General features: G+C 71.8%; 10 protein-coding genes and 2 pseudogenes. 3 read left to right on the top strand and 9 right to left on the bottom strand.

All coding sequences use genetic code 11. The features are described from left to right. Positions 1-2: 2 nt before the first annotated feature. The 7 genes and pseudogenes from ACGFQ9_RS22015 to ACGFQ9_RS21985 form a co-directional block, all read right to left on the bottom strand. Entirely contained in the window at positions 3-530 is a 528-nt protein-coding gene (locus ACGFQ9_RS22015; protein ID WP_393575804.1) for a phage tail protein, read from the bottom strand. A 51-nt stretch (positions 531-581) separates the two neighbouring features. Beyond that, positions 582-2,147 carry a phage tail sheath family protein gene (locus tag ACGFQ9_RS22010; protein ID WP_393575803.1) on the bottom strand — a complete coding sequence of 522 codons (1,566 nt, stop codon included), beginning with the start codon at positions 2,145-2,147 and terminating at the stop codon, positions 582-584. A gap of 202 nt (positions 2,148-2,349) precedes the next feature. Then, positions 2,350-3,690 (bottom strand): phytase, encoded by a 1,341-nt coding sequence (locus tag ACGFQ9_RS22005; protein WP_393575801.1) that lies wholly within the window; start codon positions 3,688-3,690, stop codon positions 2,350-2,352. Between the two features lie 170 nt (positions 3,691-3,860). After that, positions 3,861-4,382, bottom strand: coding sequence for an SMI1/KNR4 family protein (locus tag ACGFQ9_RS22000; protein ID WP_393575800.1), 522 nt, complete (start codon positions 4,380-4,382; stop codon positions 3,861-3,863). A 56-nt stretch (positions 4,383-4,438) separates the two neighbouring features. Further along, a complete protein-coding gene (locus ACGFQ9_RS21995) occupies positions 4,439-6,466 on the bottom strand; it encodes a protein kinase (RefSeq protein WP_393575799.1) in 2,028 nt (675 codons plus the stop codon). A gap of 28 nt (positions 6,467-6,494) precedes the next feature. Further along, positions 6,495-6,797, bottom strand: a pseudogene (locus tag ACGFQ9_RS21990) (PucR family transcriptional regulator); the annotation flags it as partial. Between the two features lie 13 nt (positions 6,798-6,810). Continuing rightward, positions 6,811-7,403: pseudogene (locus ACGFQ9_RS21985) on the bottom strand (MFS transporter); the annotation flags it as partial. A 396-nt stretch (positions 7,404-7,799) separates the two neighbouring features. Here ACGFQ9_RS21985 and ACGFQ9_RS21980 point away from each other — a divergent pair. Further along, entirely contained in the window at positions 7,800-8,096 is a 297-nt protein-coding gene (locus tag ACGFQ9_RS21980) for a hypothetical protein (RefSeq protein ID WP_393575798.1), read from the top strand. A gap of 87 nt (positions 8,097-8,183) precedes the next feature. Here the strand turns inward: ACGFQ9_RS21980 and ACGFQ9_RS21975 are convergent, their stop codons facing one another. Together ACGFQ9_RS21975 and ACGFQ9_RS21970 are read right to left on the bottom strand one after the other, a co-directional pair. Beyond that, a complete protein-coding gene (locus tag ACGFQ9_RS21975) occupies positions 8,184-9,056 on the bottom strand; it encodes an NAD(P)H-binding protein (protein ID WP_393575796.1) in 873 nt (290 codons plus the stop codon). Continuing rightward, positions 9,053-9,490 carry a nuclear transport factor 2 family protein gene (locus tag ACGFQ9_RS21970; protein ID WP_393575795.1) on the bottom strand — a complete coding sequence of 146 codons (438 nt, stop codon included), beginning with the start codon at positions 9,488-9,490 and terminating at the stop codon, positions 9,053-9,055. The genes ACGFQ9_RS21975 and ACGFQ9_RS21970 overlap by 4 nt, the downstream gene beginning before the upstream one ends. Before the next feature lie 197 nt (positions 9,491-9,687). Here ACGFQ9_RS21970 and ACGFQ9_RS21965 point away from each other — a divergent pair, with 197 nt between their 5' ends. Together ACGFQ9_RS21965 and ACGFQ9_RS21960 are read left to right on the top strand one after the other, a co-directional pair. Beyond that, entirely contained in the window at positions 9,688-10,227 is a 540-nt protein-coding gene (locus ACGFQ9_RS21965; protein ID WP_393576003.1) for a TetR/AcrR family transcriptional regulator, read from the top strand. An 88-nt stretch (positions 10,228-10,315) separates the two neighbouring features. Next, a complete protein-coding gene (locus tag ACGFQ9_RS21960) occupies positions 10,316-10,678 on the top strand; it encodes a DUF1304 domain-containing protein (RefSeq protein WP_393575794.1) in 363 nt (120 codons plus the stop codon). The last annotated feature ends 1 nt before the right edge of the window (position 10,679 follow it).

Raw genomic sequence — 10,679 nt, 5'->3', positions numbered from 1 at the left:
TGTCACACCGCCGGGTCGTCGAAGGAGACCTCGGCCGCGGGCGGCATGGCCACGTCGCGTACCCAGCCCTCGTTCTGCAGGGTGATGTGCTGGACGAGGACGGCGTTGGCGTTCGCGTCGAGTTCGGAGAGCGGCTGGTACTCCGACACCCAGCAGTTGAAGACGTGGTAGGAGAGCACCTTCTGGCCGGTCTCGTCGTGGATGTCGATGACGAGGTCGCGGCGGAAGTCCTTCAGCGAGGTCTCCCGTCCGGACGCCGAGTTGGCGAAGCTCCACGTCTTGTTGGCCCACTTCTCGAACTCGTGGCCGTTCACCGTGACGCCGCGTTCGAGGACGATCGGGTCGTACTCGACGCGTCCGGGCAGTTTGGCGCTGGTGGACGGGGAACCCCCGTCGCGGTGTTTGACCACTTCGACGGTCCGCTTCATCCCGGTGATCTTGTGGACGCCGAGGAAGGGCACGGTGCTGTCGCTGTAGCGGACGCGGAAGCGGAAGTTCTTGAGCGGGTCGACCCGCGCGGTGATGGCCAACGACGGCTCCTTATCACGACGTCAGACCTGGTGGACCGGATGCCGGGGACCTCAGACCTGCAGCTGTCCGGCGAGCTGTTCGATGTGGATGATCACGAACTCGGCCGGCTTGAGCGGGGCGAAACCGACGACGATGTTGACGATGCCCCGGTCGATGTCGTTCTGCGGGTTGTTCTCCCGGTCGCATTTGACGAGGTAGGCCTCCCGCGCGGTGGCGCCCTGGAAGGCGCCCTGCCGGAACAGGCCGTTCATGAAGGCGCCGACGTTGAGCCTGACGGAAGCCCACAAGGGTTCGTCGTTGGGTTCGAACACGACCCATTGCGTGCCGCGGTACAGGCTCTCCTCGATGAACAGCGCCAGCCTCCGGACAGGCAGGTACTTCCACTCGTCGGCGAGCCGGTCGGCGCCGCGCAGCGTACGTGCGCCCCACACGACCGGGCCGAGGACGGGGAAGGAGCGGAGGCAGTTCACCCCGAGCTGGTTGAGCCGGCCGTTCTCCCGGTCGGTCATCGGGGTCGCGGGCCGGGTCACCCCGGCGAGTGAGGCGGCGGTGCCCGCCGGGGCCTTCCACACGCCGCGCTGGACGTCGGTGCGGGCCATGATGCCGGCGACGGTGCCGCACGGCGGGACGGTCGTCGGACTGCCGTTGCCCGCGGGGTCGGGGATGACCAGGTCGGGGAAGTAGACGACGGCGTTGCGGGCGTCGTCGCCGGCGACCGGCGGGGCGGCCATGGCGGTCGCGGCGGCGTCGACGGTGCGCCAGGCGGCGGGCGGGTCGACGATGAGCAGGGCGCGCCGGTCCACGCACAGCCGGGCGGCCGTGGCCAGGGCGGCCGCGGGTGCCCCGGGCAGGCAGAGCAGGTTGAAGATGTCGGTCCGCAGGAGCTGGTGGAGGCCCTTCTTGTCGGCCTCTCCGGTGGCACCGCCGCGGTAGTCGGAGAGCTGCGGGGGGTCGCCGTCGGCGCCGCCGCGGGCCCGGGCGTAGCGGCCGGGCCTGGCGTCGTCGAAGGGATCCTGGCTGGGGTCCGCGGGGGTGATGGCCTCGTGGGCGGTGGGCACCGCGTCGAGCACGGCCCCGGTGGCGGGGACGGTGAGGAGGGCGGAGGTGCCGAGGACCTTGTCGAGGGAGTTCGGGTCCTCGGGGCGGGAGCTGATGTTGAGGTGGCGTTCGAGGGCTCCGGTGCCCTGGTCGAGCACGGTGAGGTTGTAGAGGGTGGGCGCGGTGCCGGCCGGGAGCCGTTCACTGGTGTCGTGGTCCACCCGGACCCGCACCCGGTCTCCCCAGAGCCCTTCGCCGCGGGCGACCAGGTGGACCTTCTTCGGGCCGTCGAGTTCGACGGTGGAGGCCTTGGCGTTCTTGGCGTCCTCGCTGTCCCCGGTGTGGACGATGCGGACGATCTCGGCCTCGCTGCCGCCGTTGGCGTAGAACTGGTGGACGGCGTAACCGAGTTGCCCTCCGGGGGTGACGCCGCCGAAGATCCGCTGGTAGTCGGCGAAGCTGGTGATGTGGACGGGGGCGTCGGTCGGGCCGCGGAGGGCGGCCCCGACGAACGCGGCGACGGAGGTCGGCACCCCGGTGATGGTGTGGACCGCGCTCCTGACCTCGTCGATGTACACGCCTGGGAACGTGGGGCTGACGGGCACGACCGGTCCTCCTCTCGCTGTGCGGTGGTGGCCAGCCTGCCGCACGACCGTGATCACAGCGTCACTGATCCGTCACGAGCAGTGACGGGACTGTGGGCCGGGTCGAGGAGTGCCCGGAGCCCGGGCAGCCGGGTCCCGGAACTCGGGACCAGGCTTTCCGGGGTACCGCGCGGGGTCAGTCGTCGATGCGGTCCAGCACCTTGCCGAGGTCGACGAACTTGAAGCCGGTGGCGGTGCGTTCGCCGTCGTGCGGGGCGTCGTGGCCGTCCTGGACGACCAGGAGGCCGCGCGGGTACTTGGGGCCGAGCGGCTGGTTGAGGGCGGCCGCGCCGTCGCATTCCTCGGAGCCGTCGAGCTCGCGGGAGCGGGCGGTGATCCGCAGGCCGGCCTCGTACTCGTTGTCCTCGTCGACCTCGCGGTCGTAGAAGGCGAAGGTGTTGTCGCCCTGGCTGGACGCCATGAGGTAGCCGTCGCCGCCGGGTTCGCCGATCACGGTGAGCCCTTCGACGTCGGCGGTCAGGTGGCGGCCCCCGAAGCCGGGGTCGGCGCCGGCGGTGCACTCCTCGGTCGCCTCGTCGTACACGGCCGGCACGCCGTACTCGCGGACCCGGTCGACGAGTTCGGGGCGACCGGTGAGGTCGGCGCGGACGCGCCAGATGCCGACGTCCTCCTGGCCGGCGTAGAGCACGCCGTTGGCCGGGTCGACCACCATGCCCTCGACCTGGGGCAGTTCGCCGGGCTCGCCGCACGGCGTCCAGGACGCGCCGTTCGGCATGCGGAAGGAGGAGGGCAGGTCGAGGGTGCGGACCTGCCGGTAGCCGACGGTACCGCCGGGCGTGGCGAGGAGTTCGAGGAGCGCGACCCGGGTCTCGTGGCGGCGGCTGACCAGCGCGTACGAGCGCCCTGACGCGGGGTCGGTCCAGGTGGCCAGGCCGTAGGCGGTCCGCTGCTCGTTGATCTCGGCCTGGTCGGCGGAGAAGACCGGGCGGGCGGCCGGGTCGGTGATGTCGGTCAGCGGGCCCTGCGGGCGGTTGCGGTCGATCCGGTAGAAGCGGAGCCGGTCGTTGCCCCGGTCGGTGACCACCGCGATGTCCGCGCGGCCCGCGGTCAGGCGCATGCCGTGGACGAGGTCCACGTTGTTGAACCGGCCGGGCGCGTCGTCCGCGCCGGGACCGGCCGGGGCGGGCAGGGACTGGACCTCGGCGGCGTCGAGGTCGTAGACGCGCAGCCCGCCCTCCTTGGCGGTGGCGACGACCAGGCTGCGGGCGGGGTCGGTGCGGTTGCGCCAGATCGCGGGGTCGTCCGCGTTGGCGTTGCCGCCCTCCTCGTCGTCGAACAGCGGCACGGTCTCGGAGGTGGGCGTCACCGCGGGCAGTGTGCGGGCCGTGCGGCCCTTCGGCGCGGCGGGCCCGGGCTGGGCAGCGGCCGGGGCCGGGGCGGTGACGGCGGCGGCGAGCAGCACCGCGGCCGCGCCCAGGGTGAGCGCTGCCGGCCTGGTGTGACGGTTGAGGGTCACGAAGACTCCAACATCAGGGCCATGACAAAGTCAGGACCATGGGGGGTGGACGGGCAGAGCGTCGAACCGCCGGATGACATCCGGCGGTTCGCCCGGCGACCGTCCGGTGTGCGCCGGGTGAACTCGGACTCTCGTCGTGAACCACCACGGTCTCGTGTCACCTTCGTACCTCAGGGCAGGAACTCGTAGAACGGGCCGTCGGGCGCGCGGTTGCGGGAGCACAACGTCACGTCCCTGCCCTTGAGATAGGCCAGCAGCCACTCGCCGAAGGTCATCTCGTAGAGGGTCCAGGCCGGACTGTCGAACTCCTGGACCACGACGCGCCACGGGGACGCCGGGCCATCGGGAAGGCGCAGGAACACCGCCTCGCCCGTCGTCGCGGAGGCCACCGGTATCAGTTCCCCCGGGTTCGCCCCCACCGGACTCGGCAGGTACTCCACCATGTCCTCGTCGCGCCAGAGCTCGAGATCCAGCCTGATGTTCCTTCCGAGACTGTGCAGGAGATGCCCGGCGGGGTGCCGCAGATACAACTGCTTGTTGATCTCGATCGAACCGTAGGCGTCCACGACCTCACGGAAGTCCGCCGGGAATGCGACACCGAGTTCCTGCTCCAGTTCCCTCCACGGAGTCGGGTCCGTCCAGTTGAACCGGGGTTCGCCCAACAGGGCCGTGATCTCCGGAAGAGTCGCCACCGCTACGTCCTCACGTCCTCAGGTCCTTGTTTCTGCTTCTGCGCCTGCGTCTACGTCTAGCTGCGGGTCCAGCGCTGGGAGGCCTCGCCGGCGCAGGTGGCGGTCACCAGGCCTTCGGTCATGCCGAGGTCGAGACAGCCCCCGCCGTACTGGCTGCGCAGGCTCCCGCCGGATCCCGTGCGCCAGAGCCGGCCGGTGTCCTGGGCGCAGTCGCCGACGAAAACGGCCTGGCCGAGCCCGTTGGAGTACAGGCAGCCGCCCGTCTGCTGGTTGACCAGCTTGAAGCTGCCGTCCGAGGCGCTGCGTACGGTCCACCGGGCGGACGCGTCCGAACAGTCCCCCGCGGCCGAGGAGCCGTAGACCTGGGTGATGCACCGGCCGTTGTCGCCGTTGCGGTAGCGGCCGGTGCCCGAGGCGGGGGGCGGGGTGGCCTGGGCCGGCGGCTTGGTGGTCGCCTTGGGCGGTGCGGGTGTTCCGCTGCCTCCGGGGGTGCCGGGGCCGGACGGACCGCCGGAGCCTCCGGAGACCGCGGCACCGCCGGAACCGGAGCCACCGCCCGGGCCGCCGTCCTGGCCGGCCGTCATCGCACCACCGGCGGCGTTCTGCTGCGGGCCCGTTCCTCCTGCCCCGCCGGCCCCTCCCGGGCCCTGGCCGCCCGGGGCGGTGGAGGGTGCGGACGAACCGGGGGCCGACGGGCCGCCGGCCGTGGCGGGTGCCGCCGGACCGGCGGTCGGCGCCGCGACGGAGACGGAGACCGAGACGGACGGGGAGGCCTGTCCCCCGGCCTGCGGCGTCGAGGTGTGCGGCAGGTTCTGGACGACGAGCGTGGTGCCGCCCGCGACCACGACCACGGGGACGACGGCGAGCACGATCCGGGTACGGCGGCTGCGTCGCGGCCGCTCGGGCCGCCCCTGCTCCCCGGCCGGCGTCGCGGGCGGGGCCGCGCGCTCGGGCTCTTGAGACCGCTGAGGCCTCTGAGGCCCCTGAGGCCCCTGAGGCCCCTGCGACAGCTCGGGACCGGAGCCCTCCGCGGAGCCCGGATCCGCATCCCGGCCGGCATCCGGGCCGGTGCTCGGGCCCGCACCGGAACCCGCGGCTGCGGACGCCCCCGGCATCGCCTCCGCCGCCCCTCCGCCCGCGAGCGGGACCGTCGGTACGTCGATCTCCCGGACGTCCGCGGCGAAGGCCGCCCGCTCGGACAGCCGTTCGGCGATGGCCCCGGGCCACGGCGGCGGTGCGCCCCGGCCGTGCTCCGAGGTCCGCTCCAGGAGTCCGGCGGCGGTGGGACGCGCGTCGGGGTCCTTGTCCAGACAGGCCGCGACCACCTCGGCGAGCTCCGGGTCCAGCACCCGCAGGGGCTCCAGGTCGGGCTCTTCGTGGACGATGCGGTAGAGCACTCCGTGGCCCGACTCGTCGCCGAACGGCGGCCTGCCGCAAGCCGCGTACGCGAGGACCGAGCCCAGTGCGAACACGTCGGTGGCACCGCTCAGCCCCCGTGCGCCCGAGGCCTGTTCGGGTGCCATGTAGGCGGGGGTGCCCACGACCATCCCGGTCCGGGTCAGCCTGCTCTGCTCGGCCGCCCGGGCGATGCCGAAGTCGATGAGGACCAGCCCGTCGAGGGTCAGCATCACGTTGGACGGCTTGAGGTCCCGGTGCACCATGTCCCGTGCGTGCACCGGCTCCAGGCCGGCCGCCGCCTCCCGGAGCAGCCGCCACAGCGCGCCGGGCGGCAGGGGGCCGCCGTGAAGGTCCACCGCCTCCCGCAGGGTCAGCCCGGGAACGTACGCGGTGGCGAACCACGGGGGTCGCGCGGCACGGTCGCCCGCCAGCAGCTCCGCGGTGCTCTCCGCCGGCAGCCGGGCGAGGTTGTCCAGCTCGTGCCCGAACCGGCGCAGGAAGTCCGGGTCCTCGCCGACCACGGAGGCGAGCAACTGCTTGACGGCGACGTACCGGCCCTCGTGGACCCCGAGGTACACCCGTCCCATACCGCCGGCACCGAGCCGGCCCGCGAGCGGAATCGGCCCGATCCGGCGCGGATCCTCCGGCTCCAGCGGCTCGGCCCCGCTCCCCCTCAGCTCTGACACGCCGGTAACCCCACCATCGAAACTGGAATCATTTTCCGGAATCTACCGCATGGGTCAGCCTGAACAGCCGCAGGGAGAGCTGGAGTTCGAGGGCGCGGGGCGGACGGTTCCTGTCCGGACCGAGCAGCCGGCCGATCCGGTCGAGGCGCTGGACCACCGTGTTCACGTGGACGTGCAGGACGTCCTTGGTCCGCGTGAGGCTGCCGCCGTGCGCGAAGTACGCCTCCAGGGTGGCGCCGAGTCCGGCGTCGTACTCCAGGACCGGGCCGAGGGTGTGCCGTACGTACCCGGCGACACCGTCCCGGTCGCCCAGGAGTACGCCGACGACTCCGCACCCTCCGCTTCCTCCGCCCGGCGCCGAGGAAGACCGGTGACTCGGAGACGGAGATCCTGATCCACAGCCCGATCACCATGAGCAGGCCGGTGGCGAGCAGGTTCCCGCCGGGCGCGCCGGCCTGGGGCCAGGAAGCCCAGAAGCCGCGGCGGGCGTCGCCGCCGTGCTCGGAGACCATCAGGACGGCGCCGCCCCATTCGCCGCCGAGGGCGAAGCCCTGGACCAGCCGGAGCAGGGTCAGCAGGACGGGGGCGCCGGTCCCGATGGCGGCGTGGGTGGGCAGCAGGCCCATCGCGAAGGTGACACCGCCCATCATCAGCAGGCCGAGCACCAGCAGCTTCTTGTGGCCGGTCCGATAGCCGAAGTGCCCGAAGACGATGCCGCCGAGGGGTCGGGCGGCGAAGCCGACCGCGTACGTGAGGAAGGCGAGCAGAGTGCCGACCAGGGGGCGCTCGTGGGGAAGAAGAGGGCGTTGAACACCAGGGCGGCGGCCGAGCCGTAGAGGAAGAAGTCGTACCACTCGATGGTGGTGCCGACGAGACTGGCGGCGACGACTCTCCTGATGCTGCCAGGGCTCGCTGACGGTGTGGCAGAGGCGGCCATGAATACCACTTCCGGACAGTGGGCGGGAACGATTCCGTGCCGCCACACCATAGGAACACGCGGGTCAGGGGCCTATGTGGGCGACCGCCATGGTCAGGGGTGCCGACACCCTCGCAATCACCACATCAGAGCTGGATCAGGGCGCGCCGGCGCGTCTGACGGTGAACGACACGGAGGATCCCTCTCCGAGGTTCTGCGGGAGCCATCGTCGAATTCGTCAGGACGGTGATTGCCTGAATCGGTCCAGTCTGTTCCCGCCCTGTCCGGCAGACGTGACGGGCGTGAGCCGCAACTCCGACTCGCGACCTGACGACCGGAATTTCCGGCCGCGTGTACTAGGATCCGCCGCTAGCGTCACTCGATCGATCATTGCTCACCCATTCGACAGGAGGCCCGATGATCGGCGTGCTCGTGACTTTCACGCAGACCGACAAGGTCGATCGTTCAACTCTGGCAGAGATTGCCGGCGAACTCCGAGGACCGTTCGAGGGCATGGCCGGCCTTCGTTTCAAGAGCTTCATGCTCGACGAAGACGGCGTTCGGGCAAGGAACTTCTATGTGTGGGACGACGAGGAGAAAGCCCGCGCCTTCTTCACGGAGGAGATCGTGGAGAAGGTGACGGGGATCTACGGCGTCCCGCCCAAAATCGAGTACCTCGATATCGTGGGGTTCGTCGACAACTCCGGCACCTGATTCTCAAGGAGGCTGACGCGCAATCCTTTGCCGTCGTTTCCGTGTCGCACACCGCAGGAACGGGCCGGGGTCGTCGCCGCCGGCCCGTCAGCCGGACTGAGCCGACGTCAGCTCCCGTTCCGCGAAGGCGCGGAAGCTGCGTGCCGGGTGCCCGGTGAGGCGCAGGACGGAGTCGGTGACCCTGTCCTCCGAGCCCTCGGCGATGGCCCGGTCCATGCCGGCCAGCATCGCGGCGAATTCCCCGGGCATCAGCGCGGCGAGACGATCCCGCATCTCCTCGTGGGTCAGCGCGCGGTGGGCCACGGGCCTGCCGGTGACCTCGGTGACGACCGCGGCGATGTCGTCGTAAGCGAGGGCCTCGGGTCCGGTGAGTACGAGATCGGCGTCGGGGGCGTGTACGTCGGTCAGTGCGCGGACGGCCACGGCCGCGATGTCCTCGGCGTCGACGAAGCCGACCCGGCCCGTCCCGGTGGCGGTGCGGATGATCCCTTCGGTGCGGATGCTCCGGGCGTGCAGATGACCGCCGGTGAAGTTCTGCATGAACCAGGACGGCCGCAGCACCGCCCATTCGCCGAAGATGCCGGGCAGCGCCGCGTGCACCTGGCCCACGGCCGGCCCGCCCTCCGGGATCGAAGAGGCGCTCAGCAGGACCGCGCGCCGCACGCCGGCGGCCCGGGCCCGGCGCAGGAAGGGCAGGACGACCGCCGCCGGGTCGGGATCGCCCACGGGTGGGATCACGTACACGCGGTCGACGCCGTCGAGGGCGGCGGTGTGGGTGCCGGGGGCGTACCAGTCGAAGGCGACCGCCTCGGCGCCCGCGACCGGAGTGGCCTTCCGGCCGGCCGCCCTGACCGCGTATCCGGCTGCCGCCAGCTGCGCGCAGGTGCGGCTGCCGGTGGTGCCGGTGGCACCGATGACCAGCGTGGTGCCGGTGACGGAGGTGACGCCGGTCGTACTCATCGGCCACTCCCCGCGAAGTCGGCACCGGCATCGAGGACGGCCAGCGGGTTCCAGTGGTCACGGTAGGAGGTGAAGTGTCCGTCCTCGATGGTCACCACGGCGATGTAGGCCATGTCGAAGGGACGGTCGCCCTCCACCAGACGGCCGGTGCCGCGCATCTCGGCCACGATGGTCCGCGGATCCGCGGTCTCGTGGATCCGCAGGTCGGCCTCGGGGAAGTCGTGCAGGTCGATGTGGTCGGGATAGGGGCGCATGTAGTCGGCGATCGCCTCCCGCCCGTCCAGCCTCCGGGGCCACCCCGGGGGCGCGAACGGGAACTCCATCACCCCGTCCTCGGCCCACAGCCCCACCCACCCGGGGATGTCCTTGTCGAGCAGGAGTCTCAGGCTGTGGCGGTACAGCTCCGCCGGGGAGATCGATACGGGCACGGACATGGGTATCCTCCGTCTCTAGATATACGGACCCTGGGTCCGCTTTGACAATACGGACCCGGGGTCCGTTTTTCAACCGGAGGAATCCCGTGCCCTCACCCGAGACCGAACGCGAGCCCGAGACCGGACCCGAGACCGGACCCGAGAGCAGGCCCGAGCGCAGATCCCGCAAGGACGCGGCCCGTAACCGGCAGGCCGTCCTGGAGGCCGCCGACACCCTCTTCGCCGCCGCCGAGAGCCCCGAGGAACTCACCATGGCCGACATCGCCGCAGCGGCCGGGGTCGGCAAGGGCACGCTGTTCCGCGCCTTCGGCGACCGCGCCGGGCTGCTCCGCGCCCTGTACGAGGCCCGGCTGGAGCCGGTGCGCGAGGCCGCGGAAGCGGGCCCCCCGCCCCTCGGACCGGCCGCCCCGCCACAGCAGCGCGTGCCCGCCCTGCTCGACGCCGTCCTGTGCTTCAAGCTCGACAACCGGCGCCTCGCACTCGCCCTGGAGGAGAGCGGGACCAGCAGCCTCTACCAGGCGGAGCACTACGCCCGGTGGCACGGCCTGCTGCGGTCGGCTCTGGAGCAGATCCCCGACCTGGACGACCCCGACTTCACCGCCCACGCCCTGCTCGCCGCCACCCGGGCCGACCTCGTGGAGCGACTGGCCGGCCAGGACGGCGTACCGCGCGAGCGGCTGCGCGCCCGACTGGCGAACTACGCCGGCAGGGTCGTGGCCCCCCACCCCGCACCCTGAACCACTGCACCGCACCGCCTGCACTGATGGACAGGCGTCCATGTATTCTGGACACCTGTCCATCAAACTTGGCGAGGGGCTACCGTTCATGGAGACGACCGCGACCGTGCTGGTGGGCCTCGTGGCCGCACTGCACGCGTACTTCCTGGTGCTGGAGATGTTCCTGTGGGAGCGGGCGCCCGGCCGCAGGCTCTCCGGGTTCGACGCCGAACTGGCGCGGGCCACCGCCCCGCTCGCCGCGAACCAGGGCCTCTACAACGGCTTCCTGGCAGCCGGTCTGCTCTGGGGCCTGTTCGCCGCCGACCCCACCGGGTTCCAGGTCCGGGTCTTCTTCCTCGGGTGCGTGCTGGCCGCCGGGGTGTACGGGGGACTCACCGCCAACCGCCGCATCCTGCTCGCCCAGGCACTGCCCGGCGCACTGGCGCTCGGCGCCGTCCTCCGGGCCGGGTGAG

The organism is Streptomyces sp. NPDC048603 (assembly GCF_043199475.1).
In the GTDB taxonomy this organism is placed as follows: Bacteria; Actinomycetota; Actinomycetes; order Streptomycetales; family Streptomycetaceae; genus Streptomyces.
Note: the sequence above shows the minus strand (reverse complement) of the source record. Positions and strands in the feature narration are given on the sequence as shown.